This is a genomic window from Providencia sp. CIM-Carb-044 (genome assembly GCF_033901115.1).
Classification (GTDB): Bacteria; Pseudomonadota; Gammaproteobacteria; order Enterobacterales; family Enterobacteriaceae; genus Providencia; species Providencia hangzhouensis.
Genome location: NZ_JAXADV010000007.1, coordinates 25194 through 45461, shown reverse-complemented (window position 1 = coordinate 45461; position 20268 = coordinate 25194). Strand labels below are relative to the sequence as shown.

The following is a 20268-nucleotide window of genomic DNA, read 5'->3' as shown; positions in this document are numbered from 1 at the left end:
TGAGGGGTTATGGTTTGATGCAACAAAATTGTAGTAATAACATCCTGTTATTCAAGGATGCGATACCTGCTGACGAAAATTCGTCACACAGGAAACTCACAATAACAAACAGTTCGAGTGTTCAACCCGTCTCGTTATTGCGGCTTGGCGTGTTTACACCGAATATCCGATCGAAAGGAAAGGTTGGTAAGCCGTTGGACGCGAGCGAATCGCTCAGCTACCTGGAGTATGCCCGTAGTGAAGGCTACACCAACGTGGTGATCACCGGTCCACAGCTTAACTATTTCATTGATTTTCGTTGCTGGTTGGGGATTATCCATGCGTTTAGCGCATGTCCTGATGCTCTGCATGGAAATAAGATCAAGGTTAAATTCAGCGAGTTCTCGCAGTTCTGCGGGTATCCATCGAAGCGGCTAGATTCGAAATTGCGTAAGGAGATAGCCGACTCGTTAACTCGAATCAGGGCAAAGACCATCACATTCACAACGCCAGGTACCAAGAAGTTTTTGGTAACAGGCTTGCTGTTGAAGGCAGAATTTGATGTTGTCGATGATCTGGTTGTACTGGAAGCAGATGAGCGCCTTTGGGAGCTCTACAGCAATGACCACTTAAGTTTGTTACGACGCAAGCCGCTAATGGCACTGCCGAGAAATGAGACAGCCCAGGCGCTGTATACTTATTTCGAAGCGTTGCCACGACAGCCTGCGCCAATCCAAATGTCGAGGCTTCGTGAACGCTTGATGATGAATGGTAGGGTCGCAGACCAAAACCGTAAAATCACCGACGCTCTCAACGAACTGAATAGTATTGGCTATTTGCAATACGAGGTCATCAAGGCTGGACGGGACTCGGTCGTGCATGTTCACAACCGAAACCCGACGTTGGATTAAGCGAGTCATATCGGAAACCCGTCGAAAGGCGGGTTTTTTATTTGGTAAACAAAACGAATGAAAGAGTGAGTTTGAACGGGTAATTCTGATAGGAGTAAGCTTGAGAAAGGTGAGTTGTGGTGGGTATGCGTCCTGTCCAAAGTGAGTCGTAGCGGGTAACCTAGCGATAAAGTGTGTTATAGCGGGAACTGATCGGTTAAAAAGAGAACAAACTCAGGAGTTTTAGACAAGAAGCGGGCTGTAGGGACATAAAACAGGGTAAAAAATCAACATTATTCCCTTGCCATCCCATCCAATCACACCTTTTTCGTCAGGCCTTGATCAACAAGACTATATTTCCCGTTCAAACTCACCGAAACTAAGTATATATTTCCCGCTCAAACTCACTTTGGTGAGATTCGGGGCATGGTCTGAATGCAATAAAACAATAAAACTACCCGTTCAATCTCACCTTTTGACCTGGTGGCGAAAATTTCGTCACGGGCTTGGCTGGGGATACTATGGTATCAGGAGGAATTATGAATCAATTTGGTGAACAGCTGAAGCTGTACTCTGATCGCCAGCGCGATGAAAAAAAGCGGACGGCATTGGATGTTCAATACGTGCAGTCCGAAGGAAAAGAAGGTTTTCTGACGCTGAATATCTCGATGGCACCCATGACATTGGAAGGGCGCGATGTGCTCTGGGATCAGAAAATCACGATACAACTGTCCCGGTATGAATTGACCGCATTTTGCGGCGCTTTATTCGGGCTTGAAAAAGAAATGCGTGCTAAGTTCCACGGCGCGAACAAAAACAAAGGCTTTGTGGTAAATAACAATGGGTCAGTGGGTTGCGGCATGACGATCTCTGAAGCCGGGAATACAATGACATTCATGTTAGATCATGCTCGGCGAATAGAGTTGGGCGCTTTTGTACTGCGACGTCAAGCTGAAGCTTGGAAAATGTCAGCCAGTGATGTGTTGGCAATCATGCGTCAGTCGGTCAGTATCAAAAAACAGTGAGTTTGCTGAGGGGCAAACTTTCTGTTTGTGCTCCGTGGGGGAGCGATAAAAGGGGGTAAGTGTTGAAAAAGCCATTCCTGCTTCTGGCTGGTATGCTCATGTTGACAGCAGAGCTCCATGCCTCAGTCGATACATCCGATCAGCAACAGGACTCTCGCATTAATCAGATCGGTGCAAGCCCTGTGGAAACTCGGCCGTATTCTGAAATCAAACATCACGTCCATGATGGCCCGGTCGAATTATTCCTGGTTGAGGAAGTGACTTCCGTTGACCAGTCGCTGCACACCGTCGTTATTTACGACGGAAGCCGATACGAACTGAAAGGGCAGGTGGATTGGCTCAGTCCTGGAAAAGGCAACATGCCTCCTGGTGGCTGGGCATTCACTGTCTTCGCCTCTACAAAGGAAACATACGCTTGCTCGCCGGAGGTGGTGCAATCAGGCAACGGTTCATGTGTGCTGTTTGTGCCGAAAAATGAAGAAACACCGCTGTAAAGTCACAGCCCTGATTATCACAAATTTACAGACGATAATCAGGATGACGTTTCCACGGGCTGACAGGGAGGAAACCTAAAAGCCCATAAATTGAAGGTAGTCGGTATACCAGGATAATTATCCATTGTTGGGGTAACCGGCACGGCGACCGCCACCCGTAAGGGTTTTACAAACGAGTTGAGCATATGAAAATCATGATCAGGGTAATCGTATCTGTAGTGGCAATGGCCGTTTCCGCTCAGGTTGTTTCGGCAGAAATGCAATCGGTGAATTTTGTGGTGCCATCTTCAGTGGCAAATCAGGATCCGACCGGCGTAAAAAAATTACGCATGAATTTGGACCGGTTTTTTGTTAATTCTCTGGTCGAAGGGGAGCAGCAGCAACTGGTACAGCCGGTTTATTTTGAAGGGCCATATCGCTATTCACTGATCCGTGCCTTTGATGGCAATAACACCGTTATTCATCTGGCAGGCAGTAAACATGTTTTATCGGGTGTGTCGGGCAGGTTTACGCCTATGCAGGCGGGTAAAAAACTGGTGGCGTTACGTGACAGCGAAGACACCGTCTTGGTTTGTCAAGAGAGAGTGCTGCGGTTGAAGTTCGCTAAATGCTGGCAGGTTGTTCACAGTGATCTGCCGCTCGCAGTGATCCCAGAAGAAACCGAGTGAATGCATCGTAAAGTGGTCACTTTCGATCGCGCTACGTGAAATCCGAAGGAGTTTGCGGATGATTATGGCTGAATCGGTAGAATTACCGAGCTTGATTTCGTTGGGTATTACAGTTGCCAGTGCTGTGTTTTTTGTTTACTTCTGGAATAGGGATAGGCTGGGTTTTTTGTTGGTCCCGACGTTTTTTGTTTTTCTTTTGGCTTTGTCGGTCTTTTTGACTTGCTGTATGCTGCCAACTGTCAACACTGAAGACACGAAGCAAGCTAAGCATTATGCGACAGAATGCGTGTTGTTAGAAATGGGCATACCGACCCAGTTCGGCAGAATGAATAAACTGAAATGCCACGAGATCATCGAGCATGTTGGAACGGACTCTTACCAGTGGCATATGGCTCTGTACGAAAAGCTGAAGCAGAAAGAAAAGGTATAAAAAATCTGCGATCGGCGATCGGTGTGATATGCTGATGGCAACTGAAGTAGCGAGCGTGTCTGAGGGGACGCGCCGCGCGAGGGGTTCCCCCAGAGCGGGGTAGATTAAGCCACCAGCAAAATGCCGCACTAATCATGCGGCATTTTTGTTTCTAGCCATACATCACTTTAATGTAACTTCAGATCTGGAGTCATTCAGATATTTCAGGCATAAAGCTTTAAAGTCAGACTTCCATTCCTCAATTCGAAAATCATAGCGTTCTTGAAATGCACTTGTCTCTGTGTACATGGAGAACGCATAATTCTGATATAACTTTAGGGCAGTGACTGGCTGGTTAAGAGAGAAATATGCGTCGATGCATTCTTTCATCATCGGGTAGTTATGATTGGTTTTTGTGCCGCCGAAATTTAAGTCAAGCCCACCACTAGTGACTTTTTGAATAACAGGATCTGAGCTGAGCTCTGAAAAATCCATGCCTTGCTTCAAAAAATAAAGCACTTTGTCATGCGGTACTCCGAATCCCCAGTTCGACACATAAGAATTTAAGGCGGCTTTGATACTCAGAAGTCTATTTTTCGATTGTTGATATAAACCGGCTAAAGCGAGCCAGTATTCGCTGGATTCTGTGAATGAATTACAGGCCATTAGGCCGTAATGAATTGCATCCTCGATCTTTTGTTTTTCGCGAAAATGCTGTGATTGCTTAAACAAATTAACGGCAAGCAGGGGTTGTGTGCCCATTTCATCGAAAAGTCCAAAGTTTGCTCCTAGCCCTGTAATATCAAGGGCTACAGATAGTGTGTTATACGACAGTATTAACACTTGATACTATTACATTGAAAAATTAAAGGTTCTAATTTCCTCAGTAAGGAATTATCAATAAATAAAGATAGCGTTCGTTTAGATAATTCATAGGCCAATATATATGTTTTGACGAATGTATTTCCTTGGTATATCTTACACACATTAAATATAGGAGAAAGTATGGAACCACTACTGCTGTTTAAAATTTTAGCCGACCAAACCAGACTGGATATCGTGCTACTGCTAAAAGCATCTGGTGAACTGTGTGTTTGCGACATCTATACGGCCTTGAATTTATCGCAACCAAAGACTTCTCGACATCTAGCAATGCTTAGAGAGTCGGGTCTTTTGCTCGATTCAAAACATGGTAAATGGGTTCATTATCGATTATCTCCAGCATTACTACCGTGGGTGAAAAGTATCATTGATGTCACCTATGCCACAGAGAAAAATAGAGTTGCAGATTTACTCAAAAGCTTAGAGACAAAAGAACCTGCGAGTAGCTGTTCTATATAAAAATTTTTAAGTTAACATATTCGAAAAAACATATATAAGGTTGAGATATGAAAAAATTAGAAGTATTTGATCCCGCATTATGCTGTAGCACTGGTGTTTGCGGAACCGAAGTCGATCAAGCATTGGTAGACTTCGCAACAGATGTGGATTGGTTAAAAAAACAAGGGGCAAGTATAAGGCGTTTTAATTTAGCGCAAGAGCCTATGGAGTTCGTTAACAACACAAAAGCAAAAACATTTTTGGAAACCGCAGGCGCCGAGTCACTTCCACTATTGATTCTTGATGGTGAGATTGTGCTGACTGGTCGATACCCAAAACGACATGAGCTAGCAAGATGGTTTGGTATTCGGCCGAATATTGAAAAAGCCGAAATTGTTAAATCGTGTTGTGGTAATGGTAAAACGTGTTGTTAACAGGAGCAATAAAATGAAATTTTTAGATAACACACCTAATTATTTATTTTTTACTGGAAAAGGTGGTGTGGGTAAAACTTCTATTTCTTGTGCGACCGCAATTAAGTTGGCTGAAAAAGGGAAAAAAGTCTTACTGGTGAGCACTGATCCAGCTTCTAACGTTGGGCAAGTATTCTCTCAATCGATAGGCAACAATATTAAGCCAATAACATGGGTTCCAAATTTATTTGCTATTGAAATAGACCCTCAAGCTGCCGCTGAAGAATATCGAAACAAAATTATTAATCCAATCAAAGAAAGTTTACCTGAAGCGGTAATTCAAAGTATTACGGAACAGCTATCAGGTGCCTGTACCACAGAGATTGCAGCTTTCGATGAATTTACTGGGTTGTTAACCAATACCGAAATTACAAAGCAATTTGACTATATCATTTTTGATACCGCACCAACGGGGCATACCATCCGTTTATTACAACTCCCGAGTGCATGGAGTGATTTTATTACTGATAATCCTGATGGTGCGTCATGTTTAGGGCCAATGTCTGGTCTTGATAAACAACGTGAACAGTACAGCATGGCGGTGGAAGCGTTGAGTGATAAATCACTAACAAGGTTAGTATTAGTTGCACGACCTCAATCAGCGGCATTGAGAGAGGTTGCGAGAACCTATAGCGAGTTGTCATCTCTGGGTATCAGAAATCAGCAATTAATTGTCAATGGTGTTTTCCCTGAAACGGCGGTGACTGAAAATGATAAGTTATCCCATGCGCTCTACTCTCGTGAACAAGCGGCATTAGAGTCTATGCCTGAAGCACTACGCTCGTTACCTGTCGATATTCTTTATTTACAAAATATCAATATGGTGGGTGTCGATGCACTGAAGCAGTTGTTATCTAATGAGATGCCACAAATTCCAACTATTACTCCGACAAAACAACCTATTTCTTTACCTACCTTGTCAGAACTGGTTGGCGAAATATCTCAGCAACAGCATGGGCTGATTATGTTAATGGGCAAAGGTGGTGTAGGGAAAACAACGATTGCGGCATCAATTGCAGTTAAATTGGCAGAAAAAGGGCTTGATGTACATCTGACCACATCTGATCCAGCTGCGCATATTGAATCAACCCTCAATGGTGTTTTACCCAATCTTCAAGTTAGCCGAATTGACCCTATCGCTGAAACTGAGCGTTATCGTAATTATGTCTTAGAAACCAAAGGGAAAGATTTAGATGAAGAGGGGCGTGCATTACTAGAGGAAGATTTACGCTCTCCATGCACAGAAGAAATAGCGGTATTTCAGGCATTTTCTCGCATCATTAGAGACGCGGGTAAACGTTTTGTCGTCATGGATACTGCGCCGACTGGACATACATTATTACTTCTAGATGCAACAGGGGCATACCATAAAGAAATTGCTAAAAAAATGGGCGAAAAAGGCCACTATTTAACACCGATGATGCAATTACAAGATCCTGAACGCACCAAAGTTATTATTACGACACTCGCTGAAACTACGCCTGTGCTTGAGGCGGAGAACTTACAAAATGATTTAATACGGGCAGATATACATCCGTGGGCGTGGGTGATCAATAACAGTCTATCTATCACGGAAACAACATCACCATTGTTACTTTCAAGAGCAGAACAGGAAGTCGCTCAGATTGAAAAGGTGACATCAACATTGGCAAAACGTGTTGCTATTGTTCCTTTGCTTGAAACAGAGCCTGTGGGGATATCTGCATTAAGTCAGCTCGCAGAATAAGTTTTATTTTCTAAAAATAAAAGGTGCGGAAAAGCACCTTTTCATGAGGTTTTTATGTTTATTGCCGCATTCATTTTTATTTTAACGATCACCTTTGTTATTTGGCAGCCCAAAGGACTGGGTATTGGCTGGAGTGCTACGGCAGGGGCCGTTTTAGCCCTTATTTTTGGCGTCATTAGCTTTCAAGATATTCCGATAGTTTGGAATATTGTGTGGAATGCCACAGCGACATTTGTTGCAGTCATTATTATCAGCCTACTTTTAGATGAAAGTGGTTTCTTTGAATGGGCGGCATTACATGTTGCCAAGTGGGGCGGGGGTAAAGGAAGACTGTTATTCAGCTATATTGTGTTACTTGGTGCAACGGTGGCTGCTTTATTTGCCAACGATGGTGCGGCATTGATATTAACGCCCATTGTGATTGCAATGTTACTTGCGCTTGGTTTCAATAAAGGCACGACGTTAGCCTTTGTCATGGCGGCAGGGTTTATCGCAGATACAGCAAGCTTGCCGCTGATTGTCTCGAACCTCGTTAATATTGTTTCTGCGGATTTCTTTAATATTGGATTTACTGAATATGCATCGATTATGGTGCCAGTAGATATTGCAGCAATTGTTGCAACACTCGTGATGTTGCATTGGTTTTTCCGTAAAGATATTCCTAAACAATATGATGTAACCAAACTGAGTGAACCGACTTTAGCCATTAAGGATATGACTACCTTTAAAGCGGGTTGGTTAGTACTGGTGTTATTACTGGTTGGTTTTTTTGTTTTAGAGCCTTTGGGGATTCCGGTTAGTGCGATTGCCGCTATTGGCGCCTTAATTCTTTGGGTGATTGCAGCCAGAGGCCAAACGATTAATACCAAAAAAGTCTTACGTGGTGCACCGTGGCAAATCGTCATTTTCTCTTTAGGTATGTATTTGGTTGTTTATGGTTTAAGAAATGCAGGGTTAACCGATTATCTTTCTGAAACGCTCAATTACCTTGCGGATAAAGGGTTATGGGTAGCAACAATTGGTACGGGATTTATCACTGCATTTTTATCCTCAATAATGAATAACATGCCAACGGTATTAATTGGTGCGCTATCTATTGAAGGGAGTGACGCGACGGGGTTAATCCAACAAGCAATGGTTTATGCCAATGTGATTGGTGCCGATTTGGGGCCTAAAATCACACCAATAGGGAGTTTGGCGACATTGTTGTGGCTTCATGTTTTATCACAAAAGAACATGACCATTACATGGGGATATTATTTCAAAACAGGGATTATCATGACGATCCCGGTGCTCATAGTCACACTTGTTGCGCTAGTGCTCCGACTTTCACTATTAAATTAAAGGTAACCCAATGAATGATATCACCATCTACCATAACCCCAATTGCGGTACTTCGCGCAATACCCTTGCAATGATCCGCAATAGTGGTGTTGAGCCAACGATTATTTACTATCTTGACACGCCGCCGACTAAGGATGTGTTAGTAAAACTTATTGCCGATATGAAAATCACGGTAAGGGCATTACTGCGAAAAAATGTTGAACCATATGAGCAATTAAATTTAGAACAAGATAACTATACAAATGACCAACTCATTGATTTTATGTTGCAGTACCCGATTCTGATTAATCGGCCGATTGTCGTCACTCCACTAGGCGTAAAGTTGTGCCGGCCTTCTGAAGTGGTATTAGATATTTTACCAAATAGGCAACAAAGTGATTTTATCAAAGAAGATGGTGAGGTTGTGATTGATAAGCAAGGTAAATAAGCGGGGAACTGTTTATAGGCTAATCGATTTATATTGAATGCTTGTTTCTATACGGAAAAATTAAGCTGAGCTGAGTTAATCACATTTATATAAATGTGATTCTGAGTCATTGATGAAATTCCGCCAAGAGTGGCGATTGCATCGATATTAAGTTGAATGATTAGCTATCACTGAGCGCCAAATATTGACCGGAGAGTCACTATTAAAATAGCTATCTCCGGTTTGCTTATCGTAACAAAATCGCAGTTTTTATCATGTTGAAGGCCACTTAAGCTGTATGCCTTCAACGCTTTTGTGCTGTTATCCTTTAACCCCACCTGCGGTTAAGCCATTAACTAGCCAACGTTGTGCGAGTAAAAAGACGACAGTGATTGGAATGGCGGAAAGTACCGCGGCAGCCGCGAAGTCGCCCCATAAGTAGTTCTGTGGGTTGAGATATTGTTGCATTCCGACAGCGAGCGTATAGCTTTCAACATCACGCAATAATAATGAAGCAACGGGAACCTCTGTGATCGCAGCAATAAACGATAAAATAAACACGACGGCTAAAATGGGAACGGATAACGGGAGCAAGACTAATCTAAAGGCTTGCCACGGTGTTGCGCCATCTAAAGCGGCGGCTTCTTCCAGTGAGCCATCGATAGTTTCAAAATAGCCTTTAATCGTCCAAACGTGTAAAGCAATACCGCCCAAATAAGCAAAGATAACGCCACCGTGGGTATTCAAACCAATGATGGGGATGTATTGCCCTAGGCGATCAAATAGGGCATATAAAGCCACAAGAGAGAGTACGGCAGGGAACATTTGGAAAATTAACATTCCCTTTAATATTGTAGACTTACCTTTAAATTTCATGCGTGCGAAAGCATAAGCGCAGGTGGTTGATAGGGTGACGATACCAATCGCGGTAACACCTGCCACCTTTACGGAGTTCCACAGCCATAATAAAACGGGAAAAGGCGGTGGAGTGACTCTACCATCAGCATGTTCAATGCTAAAGCCAAGAGCCAGACGCCAGTGATCCCAAGAGATATGTTCAGGAATTAAACTCCCTGTTGCAAAGTTGCCGGGGCGTAATGAAATCGCGACCACCATTAGAAGTGGAAACATAATGGCAGCGATAAAAACCAGTAAAAATAAATGTGTAAATGCAATGCGCCATTTCTGTGATTTAGCTTGTACCATCGACATAGTTTGGCTTCTCCGTTAATCAAATTTCATGCGGGTTGCTTTAAGGTTAATAATGGCTAAGACACCAACAATTAAGAATATCAACGTGGCAATAGCTGCGGCTAAACCAAATTCTTGCCCACCACCGCCTTCAAAAGCAATCCGATAAGTGTAGCTTACCAGTAAGTCTGTATAACCCGCAGGGGTTGTTGTTCCGATGCGATCTGGACCACCATTCGTCAGTAGTTGAATGAGGACAAAGTTATTAAAGTTAAAGGCAAAACTGGCAATCATTAATGGGGTTAGTGGTTTAAGTAATAAGGGCAGCGTAATGTAAAAGAAATTTTGCAAAGGCCCCGCACCATCCATTGCTGATGCTTCGTATAAATCCTCTGGTATGGCTTTAAGTAACCCCATGCATAAAATCATCATATAAGGGTAGCCCAACCATGTATTGACGATAATAATCATTAATCTTGCAGTATTTGGGTCACTAAACCAGTCTGGTTTTATACCAAACAAGGTGCTCAATACCATGTTGATTTCACCAAAACTTTGATTAAATAACCCTTTGAATATCAAGATGGAAATGAACGCAGGAACGGCATAAGGTAAAATGAGTAGCAGCCTGTAGATTGCTTTCCCTTTAAGTTGCTCCCATTGAATTAGGCAGGCTAACACCATGCCAACCGCGACAGTTAAAACGACGGTCAGTACGGAAAAAACAATGGTCCATAGGAAAATCGCAATAAAGGGTTTTTGAATACCTTCATCCGTAAATACGCGAGCGAAGTTGTCCCAATTAACGGTGACCGTATAGCCAGGAGTAAGGCGTTCGCCTGTCCATTCACCTAAATTATTAATTGCTTCATAATAACCAACTTCATTATTTGGTCGATAAACAACCCCAGTTTTATTATTTGTTAGCAAGCCATCTGCCGCTAAGGTGTATAACGGGTTTGTACTGGAAAATTGGCGTAGAGAGCTAATCACTAATTTAGCACCATTAGGCATCACCGCAGTGATATCAGCCAGTTTTTGCCTGTTTTGCGTGACCGTTCGCAGTGTTGCGCGTTCACCTTCTGGCACTTTTGGCGTTTCTTCTAGCGAAATTTGTTGTTTACCATCTAACGAAAAAGGGGCGGAGCTGAATAATTGCTCACCATCTTTAAGCACGAGCTGCCATTGGTTATCTCGTTGATATAAATTGAAATTTAATGCTTTTCCTGTTTGAAATGACCTATCTAATAGGACTTCTTGTGCTCGCTCAAAGGTGAGTTGGTTGGTGCTGCTATAGTTGGTAAACGCGATGGCGATTGTGGCAACTAATGGGAAAAGCACAAATAAGGCCATTCCAGCCAAGCCTGGGTATACATAGCGCCATGCATAGGTTTTACGATTAGCATAAATATATAACCCCACGGAGCACAATGTTAGGGTTAAAATGGCAAACAGGTATTCCCCTTGTGCATACATTAAAACCACAAGGTAGCAGGATAATAAGCCAAGTAGGCTAACAAGAGACCATTTGACCAAATGGTTCTGCCACCAATGAGGTCGTTTTACGACATCCATGAAGTTGTTCCTCGACAATGGAATGCTTGATGACCCCGCTAAACCTTAACGGGGTCGTTAGGCAAATTATTTCACGATACGTTTTTGCGCATCATTTAATGCATCAGTGACCGTTTGGCGCTCAGAAAGCGCATTCAGGGTTGCAGTACGAACGGCATACCAAAAAGCAGACATTTGAGGGATGTTAGGCATGATTTCACCATTGCGCGCATTTTGCATGGTAGCGGCAATACGTGAGTCTTGTTCCAGTTTCTCTTGGTAAGATTTTAAGGCGACAGCACCGAGTGGCTTATCTTTATTAACGCTTTCTAACCCTTCATCTGTTATTAGGTAATTTTCGAGGAACTCTTTGGCGAGCTCTTTATTTGGGCTGGCTGCGTTGATCCCAGCACTGAGAACACCGACGAAAGGTTTTGACGGCTGTCCGTGGAAGGTCGGTAAAACAGCGACGCCATAATTGATATTGCTTTTATCGATATTTCCCCAAGACCAAGGACCATTGATGGTCATCGCGGTATTGCCTTTATTGAAGGCCGCTTCTGAAATGGAGTAGTCAGTGTCTGGGCTGATATGTTTATTTTTTACCATATCAACGATAAATGAGAGCCCTGCAACCGACCCTGCATTATTAACCCCGATATCTTTAACATCGTATTTGCCATTGACGGACTTAAATGCGTATCCGCCATCAGCGGCAATGAGTGGCCATGTGAAGTAAGGTTCTTGTAAGTTGAACATGATGGCACTTTTGCCTTGTTCACGCAGTTGTTTATCCAGCGCTGGGATTTCTTCCCATGTTTTAGGCGGGTTAGGGACTAAGTCTTTATTGTAGATGAGCGATAAAGACTCAACGGCAATAGGATAGGCAATGAGTTTTCCGTCAAATACCGTTGCATCCCATGCAAAATCAAACACTTTGTCTTTAAATGTTTGGTCAGGGGTGATTTCAGCTAATAAACCCGATTGTGCATAACCGCCAAATCGGTCATGGGCCCAGAAGATAATATCCGGACCATCTCCTGTTGCTGCCACCATAGGGAATTTTTCTTCTAACTTGTCAGGGTGCTCGACACTGACTTTAATACCGGTACTTTCTTCAAATTGCTTACCAACTTCAGCTAAACCATTATAGCCTTTGTCACCATTGATCCAGATGACGAGTTTTCCCTCTTCCATTTTTGCTAATGCAGAGGTAGAGAATATTGCTGTAATTAATGTTGAAAGCACGAGTAGGCGAGTGCTAGTTTTTGTTTTCATGTTCCCGTCCTGTAGTTGTGATAGAGAGCAGTACTGTTTTAAGTTTGCGTTGTCAAAACGATATTCTCATCATCCCCCACTCTACGCCTCCACCTGTTGCATTGTGATCTAATTAACATAATTGCTATTTCTGCAATCAAGGTCACAACAATCAGGTGGAATATCATGGCCTAGCGCCCAAAAATCATCAATAGCTTACGTAATTTTCTCATGACGGTTCAATTTTATCCTTCTTTCTCCTCCCTCCATAAAAAAGTACGGACGGATGATTATTCATTTTCAACAATCCGTTATAGTCCCTGCCATTGAAATATACTTGTTTGCAAACAGTAAGATGTCATGAGGATTAGAAGTATGGCGAGTGTGCAGTTACAGAATGTGACTAAGGCGTGGGGGGATGTCGTGGTATTGAAAAATATCAATCTCGATATCCAAGAGGGTGAGTTTGTTGTTTTTGTTGGGCCATCAGGCTGCGGTAAATCGACGTTATTGCGGATGATCGCAGGCCTTGAAGATATCACTAGTGGTGATTTATTCATCGGCGAAACAAAAATGAATGAAATACCACCTGCAGAACGCGGTGTTGGAATGGTTTTTCAGTCTTATGCACTCTATCCGCACCTGAGCGTTGCCGAAAACATGTCGTTTGGTTTGAAATTATCCGGTGTTAGTAAAGCGATAAGAAACCAACGAGTCACACAAGTCGCCGAGGTTTTGCAACTGGCTCATTTACTTGAGCGACGGCCTAAAGCGCTATCCGGCGGGCAACGTCAGCGTGTCGCCATTGGGCGTACCTTGGTTGCGGAGCCAAACGTATTTTTATTGGATGAACCGTTATCTAACCTTGATGCGGCTTTGCGAGTGCAAATGCGTATTGAAATATCCAAGCTGCATAAACGGTTGAAACGCACAATGATATATGTGACTCATGACCAAGTAGAAGCGATGACTCTTGCCAATAAAATTGTGGTACTGGATGCCGGAAGAGTGGCGCAAGTGGGTAAGCCTCTGGAGCTTTACCATTATCCTGCTGACCGTTTTGTTGCAGGGTTTATTGGATCGCCAAAAATGAATTTTTTACCTGTAAAGGTAACTGCCACCGCAGTAGAACAAGTTCAAGTTGAATTACCCAATAACCAAAAGATTTGGCTACCTGTTGATAGCTCAAATGTTCAAGTCGGTAGCCGGATGTCTTTAGGGGTTCGCCCTGAACATCTTTTACCGAGCAACATTGCCAGCATTGTTTTAGAGGGGACTGTGCAAGTTGTTGAGCAGTTAGGTAATGAAACACAAATCTATATTCAGATCCCTGCTATCTCCCAAAACCTTGTATATCGGCAAAACGATATTGTGTTAGTTGAGGAGGGGGCCTCATTCGCCATTGGTCTGCCACCTGAACGCTGCCACCTATTTCGAGAGGATGGTACTGCGTGTCGTCGGTTGCATAAAGAACAGGGCGTTTAACACTATCCCTACATAATAAAAGCAACTCTAGGAGTATTAAAATGATAACTTTGCGTAAGCATTCGTTAACTATGGCTATTCTTGCAGCAACAGTTCCACTACAGGCATTCGCAGTTGATTTCCACGGTTATGCGCGTTCTGGTATTGGTTGGACGGGAAGCGGTGGAGAGCAAAAATGTTTTCAAGTCACAGGTGCACAAAGTAAATACCGTTTAGGTAATGAATGTGAAACTTACGCAGAGTTAAAATTAGGGCAAGAGGTATGGAAAGAAGGCGATAAGAGCTTTTATTTTGATACGAATGTCGCTTATTCCGTTTCGCAGCAGAATGACTGGGAAAGCACTAGCCCCGCTTTTCGTGAGGTTTTTGTGCAAGGGAATAACCTGATCGACAGTTTACCAGAAGCTGATATTTGGGCGGGTAAGCGTTTCTATAAACGTCACGATATTCATATGATTGACTTTTACTATTGGGATATTTCAGGTCCAGGCACAGGGATTGATAATATTGATTTAGGTTTCGGAAAACTGGCGTTAGCGGCGACTCGCGCTTCTGAAACGGGTGGTTCCTACAACTTCATTAGTAATCAGCAACGTAAGTATGCAGATCGTACTGCAAATGATACCTATGATGTCCGTCTATCAAACCTTGAAGTCAACCCAGGTGGTGTTCTAGAACTGGGAATCGACTATGGGCGTGCAAACCCTTCTGATGGTTACCATTTAGAAAATGATGCCTCAAAAAATGGTTGGATGTTCACTGCGGAACACACTCAAAGTGTTCTCAATGGCTTCAATAAATTTGTTGTTCAGTACGCAACGGATGCGATGACATCTCAAGGGAAAGGTGTGGCGCAAGGCTCAAGTATTAACAATGACGGTAAGCTATGGCGGTTTATTGATCACGGAGGTATTTCCCTCGGTGATAAATGGGACTTAATGTATGTCGGAATGTACCAAAAACTCGACTTGGATAATGGCAAAGGAACGGATTGGTGGACGGTCGGTGTCAGACCTATGTACAAGTGGACACCAATAATGAGCACATTATTTGAAGTTGGGTACGATAACGTGAAATCCCAAGAGGTTGGCTCACATAATAGCCAATATAAAATGACGTTAGCCCAGCAATGGCAAGCCGGAGATAGTATTTGGTCTCGTCCCGCCATTCGTTTCTATGTAAGTTATGCAAAATGGGATGAAAACTGGGGCTATGCGAAAAATAGCAGCGGCGATATTACCAATAATGCATTCCGAGATAATAGCGGTAAAGGCACGTTAACCAATAGTCGTGGTGATAATGACGAATTCACTTATGGCGCTCAAATGGAAATTTGGTGGTAATTACAAAGGGAAGGTAGCGATATCTTCCCATTTATTATCAATGCGATGATAGGTGAAAAATATAATGAAAAAGAAACTTTTAGCGCTGTGTTTAAGTATGGGGTTGCTGGCGGGGGTACCTGCTATCAGTTTCGCAGAAGTGAATATCGTGCCGCAAGATTTATCAGCAGCACCCAATATAGCGACAACTGCATTACAGCAACTATCATGGATACCAGTTAATCCAGCTGAAAAATCAATTATTGATTTAGCTCAACAAGGGCAATCCCTTAATTTCGCCAATATTAGTGGCCCTGTTGCTGCTTATAGTGTTCCTGCCAATATGGGTGAGTTAACCATAAACTTGAATAGCGAAATAAACCGCCATCAAGTGTATTCGCCTAATGTGTTGGTTTTTGACCAAAATATGACGCCTTTTGCTTATTTCCCTAGCCAATATTTTACTTATCAAGAGGCCAGTGTCATGGAAGGTGATAGCCTGAGTGGCACAATTAAACTGACTCCTGCATTAGGCCAAAAACAGCTTTATTTACTGGTGTTTACCACACCGGATGATTTAAAGAACACGACAACTCAAATTGACCCAGCAAAAGCTTACGCGAAGGGTGTCGGAAATGCGGTGCCTGATATTCCAGACCCCATCGCTAAGCACGTAACTCAAGGTAAGTTAAAGCTAAATGTCGCTTCAAATTCGAATTCAAGCGTGTTGATTGGTGCACTATTTGGTTCACCTAAAGTTGCCCCTGTCACTGTGGGGGATACTGCAAGTACATCGGTTGCAGTGGCTACTCCGCCAGTAAAACAAGCCGAAATTTTATCCGGTACAGAAGATTACTTTAATCAGGCTATTAAAAAATCGATTGATAACGGTGATATAGATAGTGCATTGAAATTGCTTGATGAAGCTGAACGTTTAGGATCCAAATCGGCACGTAAGACATTTATTGAAAATGTGAAAAAGCCATAAATTTAAATACCTCGTTGTTGTTCTATGTCCTCTAAGTGCGCGTAATGCGCACTTTTTTAATGATGCGTCGAGCGTGGTGCTGTCTGTTTGCTGTGCTGGCCGTTCCTGCATTAACATGAACCAACTTCGTATGTACGGGGGTGTTCCAGTCTCCTATTCGATTCTAGATTGATCAGAGTGAATACGTTGTAATCGAACTGAAGCTCGCTATAAGCTTATTTTTTATTGTACATTGCAAGTAAAATTTAACTTATGTGATGAAAGAATTATGGATAATTCAATAAATGCTAACCTTAAATATATAACGTTTACGAAAGGTACGAACACCGTTATAGTCAAAAACGGATTCTCATGGACGGCATTTTTCTTTGGTTTTTGGGTGTATCTGTATAGAAAAATGTGGGGGTCTTTTGCTCTGTGGTTAGTTGTTGGTCTTATATTTATAACGTTGTCGCTTGGTGCGAACGGTATTGCAGAAAGTACTGGTGACACTAGGCTAGCATCGGTGATCTTTTTAATTAGAATTTTATATTCTGTGTATCAAGGTGCCACAATCAACAAAAACTATATGTTTAGATTAAAAATGCAAGGGTACGTTTGATAGTGGTGTAATGTGCGGTTATCACGAACTGAGTATCTGATGATAGTGTACTTAGCCTGAACTATATCAGTCACAACACCATTCCTCTCAGTCTTAATAAATCCAATAAAAATGCTGACATGGCAAGCTAAATTGTTTAGTTAAAGTGCTTATCGAGTTATTCATTCTAATTTTTTCAAGGTTGCCTAGTGCGGCCTCTTTTATTAGTGGTGTGAGAGGATGACAGGAGTGTTCCTGTCTTCTACTCGATTTAAACCGCATTATAGCCCATGGTTTGCAGTAATTGGCGAGCGAGTGCCACTGCTTCTTGGCGATGAAGCACGCCCAGTTTTTGATACAGATTGCGAATATGTGTTTTTATTGTGGTCGAAGCCACGTTAAATTCATTGGCTATTTGCACATTGCTATAACCTGAGTAAATCAACCCAAGGACTTGCCATTCGCGTTGAGTTAGCGGGCTAATTCTTATTAACTCAGGAACTTGAGGATGGGTTAATAAGCGATTTACAAAGTTTTCATCAAAGTGAGCAAACTTGTGGCGATGATGTTGATTGATTTCACGTAAAATATGCTGTGCTCTGTGTCTTTCTAGTTCAGAAAGGACATTAAGCTGTAGCAACAAGCGCAATTGCTGCGCCATCGATTCACCTTCAATGACAAAATAGCTCAGAAAACCAGTACGACCCGCAAGATTAAGGGCTTCAATCAGTGTCGATTGGGCGGCATTTTTGTCATTTTTCTGCCAATAAAGTTGATTAAGCAGCAGTAAATTGCGATTTAAATCACTCACTAGCTCCAAATTGCGCGCATTAAGATTCAACTCTTCAAGGATTTCAAACGCGGAGTCATATTCACCAAGTAGAATTTGGGCACGGGCAATATTACGCCATTGACGTTGTAAAAAATGATTACTTGCCAAAGCGGGTTTTAATGTTTGTTGTAACCAGCTTTCAGCGGCAGTTTTATCATTGATTAACTGCCAATAAATGACTCTCGCTTCATCAGCATTTGAGACCCAGTCATCATGATAGATCCCATTGCTGAGTAAATTTTCGATTAAATGCAAATGACTGCGAGCGTTATCAATATCACCACGAACGAGCGCATTGAGTACAACTAAAACAACACATTGCAGCTGTTGTTGAGGTTGGTAATTTGACAGTACTTTCATGCCTAAACGTGCTGCACTTTCCGATTCTTCGAGTCTTCCCCAAGCCCACATTAATTGTGAGCGAATACGTAAGAGAAATTCATGCATAGGCAATTGTTCTAGATGTTGTTCATGAATTAACTCAGACGCTTTTTCTTGAATATCATAGGCTGATTGCAGAAACCCACGCGCGAATAAAATCTCACTTTGTTGCAGCATGCTCCATAGAACATAGTGCCAAGTTGAATGGCGATGGGCCATGGCTTCGATTTCTTGCATCATGCTAAGGGAACGCTGTAAATTCCCCGTGCAATGATGAACTTCACCGAGTACAGATGTTGCAATGATATGCCCATAATAGTTGGTTTCAGGAAGCAAATTGAGCGCGGAGTGTGCCAGTTTCTCTGCTTCATTTGGGTTACCCTTATTGATAGCAACTTGGGCGCGTAGCGCGTCAAATTCACCCCGTAGCGCATGGTCGAGTTCTTTGGTCATTTCTCGCTCGGCGCTATCCAATAAAGTATTCACTTCACCATAGCGATGCTGGCTTTGCATTAACCAAGCTTGTAATAAAATAAGCTTAGGATTATCCAATAGCATTTCCCACGGTATAGCCTGTAATGAGCTTTCGAGTAATGATAATTCACTTTGATGGAATAGCTCCCATGCATGCTGTAGTAGGATGTCCCGTAACATTAATGGATTTTCAGCGGCGAGAGCGTGGTGGATAGCTTCGCTCGGGAAACCCAGTGCCATCCAGCCTTCTGCGGCAGCGTGATGCAGTTGAGGAAGTTCGCTGGCGAGTTCCCATTGGCAACGCTGCCTCAAGAAACTACTAAATAAGGGATGGTAATTAAACCAATCACCGTAGCTATCCATTCGTTGTAAAAATAGCCCTTGGCGTTCGATATCTTCCAATTGCATTTGGCCATTTTCCGTACCAGAAATACGCGCAATTAATGCATCATTCATTGAGCGCAATAATGAACTGGTCAGAAGTAAACGGCGCATTTCCCCATTTACATTGTCGAGAACCTCATCCACTAAATATTCATTTAGGTGACTGGAATTAATCCCTGATAATCGACGTGCGGAGTGTTTTGCTGCATGGGAGTCTTGCTTAGCTGATAGGGCGATTAACTGCAATGCCGTAACCCAACCCGCAACATCATCACATAACCGTTGGCATTCGCTTGTTTCCAGTGGGATTTCAAGGCGATTATCAAAAAATTGTTTGGCTTCTGGATGGGTGAAGGCTAAATGCTGACTGTCGATTTCAAGAAGCTGCTCTTGCACTCGTAAATTAGCAACACCTAACTGAGGGACATTGCGGGAGGAGATAACAAGTGTCAGGTTATCAGGTTGGTGTTTCAAAAAAAAACGCATAGCATCATGAATGGCTGGGTTATTGATCAGATGATAGTCATCAATGATTAGCCAAATGGGGTGCTGCCATTGTGTTAATTCGATAAAAAGCAATGAAAACAATGAGTTTAAATTAGCGTATTGGCGTTTTTGTGCCATTGATTCGCTATTTGGGCAACAACCTTGGGTGGCTTGTTGGATTGCCGCAATTAAATAATGGGCAAAACGTTCCGATTGGTTGTCTCCATCATCGAGTGTGTACCAACCGATATGTTGTTTCTCGGTTGCCCAATGGGAAAGTAACGTCGTTTTTCCGTACCCCGCAGGGCTAGTGACTAAAATAAGGCGGTAATGTGTTGTTGACCCTAATAAAGTTAAAAGTCGCTCGCGCACCACCGTATTTTGATGGCGGACAGGACGGCTTAACTTAGACGGAATTAACATACTCAGTGGGGTAACCATACGGAAGAAGTACTCGCTCGTGATATATCAAAGTTCTTTATATAACTTCTATCAGATTCTAGATTTATGCAAGCATGTTAGATCATTGATCATGACAAAGGTGCGCAGTATCACAATTTACTCTGATTTCGTTAGAACGCATTTTTAGCGTGAGGCAAT

Annotated in this window: 19 protein-coding genes; 14 read left to right on the top strand and 5 right to left on the bottom strand. The window is 42.7% G+C overall.

Features of this window, described 5'->3' with window-relative positions; genetic code table 11:
- The first annotated feature begins 17 nt into the window (after positions 1-17).
- The 5 genes from SJ312_RS14415 to SJ312_RS14395 all read left to right on the top strand — a co-directional run bounded on the left by SJ312_RS14415 (position 18) and on the right by SJ312_RS14395 (position 3486).
- Complete coding sequence (locus SJ312_RS14415; protein ID WP_052219406.1) at positions 18-890, top strand: RepB family plasmid replication initiator protein; 873 nt, start codon at positions 18-20, stop codon at positions 888-890.
- 518 nt (positions 891-1408) lie between these two features.
- On the top strand, positions 1409-1894 hold the full coding sequence (locus SJ312_RS14410; RefSeq protein WP_226617273.1) for a hypothetical protein: 486 nt from the start codon (positions 1409-1411) through the stop codon (positions 1892-1894).
- A 62-nt stretch (positions 1895-1956) separates the two neighbouring features.
- Positions 1957-2388 carry a hypothetical protein gene (locus tag SJ312_RS14405; protein WP_144138807.1) on the top strand — a complete coding sequence of 144 codons (432 nt, stop codon included), beginning with the start codon at positions 1957-1959 and terminating at the stop codon, positions 2386-2388.
- A 185-nt stretch (positions 2389-2573) separates the two neighbouring features.
- The gene (locus tag SJ312_RS14400) at positions 2574-3056 is read left to right on the top strand and encodes a hypothetical protein (RefSeq protein ID WP_042847038.1); all 483 of its coding nucleotides are present in this window, start codon (positions 2574-2576) and stop codon (positions 3054-3056) included.
- 58 nt (positions 3057-3114) lie between these two features.
- Complete coding sequence (locus tag SJ312_RS14395) at positions 3115-3486, top strand: hypothetical protein (RefSeq protein WP_042847037.1); 372 nt, start codon at positions 3115-3117, stop codon at positions 3484-3486.
- 162 nt (positions 3487-3648) lie between these two features.
- Here SJ312_RS14395 and SJ312_RS14390 read toward each other — a convergent pair whose 3' ends face one another.
- Positions 3649-4227 carry a hypothetical protein gene (locus tag SJ312_RS14390; protein WP_042847036.1) on the bottom strand — a complete coding sequence of 193 codons (579 nt, stop codon included), beginning with the start codon at positions 4225-4227 and terminating at the stop codon, positions 3649-3651.
- A 243-nt stretch (positions 4228-4470) separates the two neighbouring features.
- Between SJ312_RS14390 and SJ312_RS14385 the strand changes: the two genes are divergently transcribed.
- The 5 genes from SJ312_RS14385 to arsC are packed head-to-tail and all read left to right on the top strand — an operon-like array spanning position 4471 to position 8755.
- Positions 4471-4806 carry a metalloregulator ArsR/SmtB family transcription factor gene (locus tag SJ312_RS14385; protein WP_042847035.1) on the top strand — a complete coding sequence of 112 codons (336 nt, stop codon included), beginning with the start codon at positions 4471-4473 and terminating at the stop codon, positions 4804-4806.
- A gap of 47 nt (positions 4807-4853) precedes the next feature.
- Entirely contained in the window at positions 4854-5219 is a 366-nt protein-coding gene (gene arsD, locus SJ312_RS14380) for an arsenite efflux transporter metallochaperone ArsD (RefSeq protein ID WP_042847034.1), read from the top strand.
- Positions 5220-5232: 13 nt separating this feature from the next.
- Positions 5233-6984: an arsenical pump-driving ATPase gene (gene arsA, locus SJ312_RS14375; RefSeq protein WP_191901270.1), complete on the top strand. Its 1752-nt coding sequence runs from the start codon at positions 5233-5235 to the stop codon at positions 6982-6984.
- A 54-nt stretch (positions 6985-7038) separates the two neighbouring features.
- Positions 7039-8328: an arsenic transporter gene (locus SJ312_RS14370; RefSeq protein WP_166267946.1), complete on the top strand. Its 1290-nt coding sequence runs from the start codon at positions 7039-7041 to the stop codon at positions 8326-8328.
- 10 nt (positions 8329-8338) lie between these two features.
- The gene (gene arsC / locus SJ312_RS14365) at positions 8339-8755 is read left to right on the top strand and encodes a glutaredoxin-dependent arsenate reductase (RefSeq protein WP_094963199.1); all 417 of its coding nucleotides are present in this window, start codon (positions 8339-8341) and stop codon (positions 8753-8755) included.
- Between the two features lie 300 nt (positions 8756-9055).
- Here arsC and malG read toward each other — a convergent pair whose 3' ends face one another.
- The 3 genes from malG to malE form a co-directional block, all read right to left on the bottom strand.
- The gene (gene malG / locus SJ312_RS14360; RefSeq protein WP_094963198.1) at positions 9056-9946 is read right to left on the bottom strand and encodes a maltose ABC transporter permease MalG; all 891 of its coding nucleotides are present in this window, start codon (positions 9944-9946) and stop codon (positions 9056-9058) included.
- A 15-nt stretch (positions 9947-9961) separates the two neighbouring features.
- A complete protein-coding gene (gene malF / locus SJ312_RS14355; RefSeq protein ID WP_094963197.1) occupies positions 9962-11500 on the bottom strand; it encodes a maltose ABC transporter permease MalF in 1539 nt (512 codons plus the stop codon).
- A gap of 66 nt (positions 11501-11566) precedes the next feature.
- Entirely contained in the window at positions 11567-12757 is a 1191-nt protein-coding gene (gene malE, locus SJ312_RS14350) for a maltose/maltodextrin ABC transporter substrate-binding protein MalE (protein WP_094963196.1), read from the bottom strand.
- A 354-nt stretch (positions 12758-13111) separates the two neighbouring features.
- Here malE and malK point away from each other — a divergent pair, with 354 nt between their 5' ends.
- From malK to SJ312_RS23515, 4 genes are all read left to right on the top strand, one after another.
- Positions 13112-14221 (top strand): maltose/maltodextrin ABC transporter ATP-binding protein MalK, encoded by a 1110-nt coding sequence (malK, locus tag SJ312_RS14345; protein ID WP_094963195.1) that lies wholly within the window; start codon positions 13112-13114, stop codon positions 14219-14221.
- Positions 14222-14262: 41 nt separating this feature from the next.
- A complete protein-coding gene (locus SJ312_RS14340) occupies positions 14263-15564 on the top strand; it encodes a maltoporin (RefSeq protein ID WP_094963194.1) in 1302 nt (433 codons plus the stop codon).
- A gap of 64 nt (positions 15565-15628) precedes the next feature.
- Entirely contained in the window at positions 15629-16531 is a 903-nt protein-coding gene (gene malM / locus SJ312_RS14335) for a maltose operon protein MalM (RefSeq protein WP_094963193.1), read from the top strand.
- Positions 16532-16799: 268 nt separating this feature from the next.
- Positions 16800-17132, top strand: coding sequence for a DUF2628 domain-containing protein (locus SJ312_RS23515; protein ID WP_094963192.1), 333 nt, complete (start codon positions 16800-16802; stop codon positions 17130-17132).
- Positions 17133-17382: 250 nt separating this feature from the next.
- Here the strand turns inward: SJ312_RS23515 and malT are convergent, their stop codons facing one another.
- On the bottom strand, positions 17383-20091 hold the full coding sequence (gene malT / locus SJ312_RS14330) for an HTH-type transcriptional regulator MalT (RefSeq protein WP_094963191.1): 2709 nt from the start codon (positions 20089-20091) through the stop codon (positions 17383-17385).
- Positions 20092-20268 lie beyond the last annotated feature (177 nt).

Coding starts and splice junctions, on each gene's coding strand:
- SJ312_RS14415 (WP_052219406.1), top strand. CDS start 18: ATGCAACAAAATTGTAGTAATAACATCCTGTTATTCAAGGATGCGATA.
- SJ312_RS14410 (WP_226617273.1), top strand. CDS start 1,409: ATGAATCAATTTGGTGAACAGCTGAAGCTGTACTCTGATCGCCAGCGC.
- SJ312_RS14400 (WP_042847038.1), top strand. CDS start 2,574: ATGAAAATCATGATCAGGGTAATCGTATCTGTAGTGGCAATGGCCGTT.
- SJ312_RS14395 (WP_042847037.1), top strand. CDS start 3,115: ATGATTATGGCTGAATCGGTAGAATTACCGAGCTTGATTTCGTTGGGT.
- SJ312_RS14390 (WP_042847036.1), bottom strand. CDS start 4,227: ATGGGCACACAACCCCTGCTTGCCGTTAATTTGTTTAAGCAATCACAG.
- SJ312_RS14385 (WP_042847035.1), top strand. CDS start 4,471: ATGGAACCACTACTGCTGTTTAAAATTTTAGCCGACCAAACCAGACTG.
- arsD (WP_042847034.1), top strand. CDS start 4,854: ATGAAAAAATTAGAAGTATTTGATCCCGCATTATGCTGTAGCACTGGT.
- arsA (WP_191901270.1), top strand. CDS start 5,233: ATGAAATTTTTAGATAACACACCTAATTATTTATTTTTTACTGGAAAA.
- SJ312_RS14370 (WP_166267946.1), top strand. CDS start 7,039: ATGTTTATTGCCGCATTCATTTTTATTTTAACGATCACCTTTGTTATT.
- arsC (WP_094963199.1), top strand. CDS start 8,339: ATGAATGATATCACCATCTACCATAACCCCAATTGCGGTACTTCGCGC.
- malG (WP_094963198.1), bottom strand. CDS start 9,946: ATGTCGATGGTACAAGCTAAATCACAGAAATGGCGCATTGCATTTACA.
- malF (WP_094963197.1), bottom strand. CDS start 11,500: ATGGATGTCGTAAAACGACCTCATTGGTGGCAGAACCATTTGGTCAAA.
- malE (WP_094963196.1), bottom strand. CDS start 12,757: ATGAAAACAAAAACTAGCACTCGCCTACTCGTGCTTTCAACATTAATT.
- malK (WP_094963195.1), top strand. CDS start 13,112: ATGGCGAGTGTGCAGTTACAGAATGTGACTAAGGCGTGGGGGGATGTC.
- SJ312_RS14340 (WP_094963194.1), top strand. CDS start 14,263: ATGATAACTTTGCGTAAGCATTCGTTAACTATGGCTATTCTTGCAGCA.
- malM (WP_094963193.1), top strand. CDS start 15,629: ATGAAAAAGAAACTTTTAGCGCTGTGTTTAAGTATGGGGTTGCTGGCG.
- SJ312_RS23515 (WP_094963192.1), top strand. CDS start 16,800: ATGGATAATTCAATAAATGCTAACCTTAAATATATAACGTTTACGAAA.
- malT (WP_094963191.1), bottom strand. CDS start 20,091: ATGTTAATTCCGTCTAAGTTAAGCCGTCCTGTCCGCCATCAAAATACG.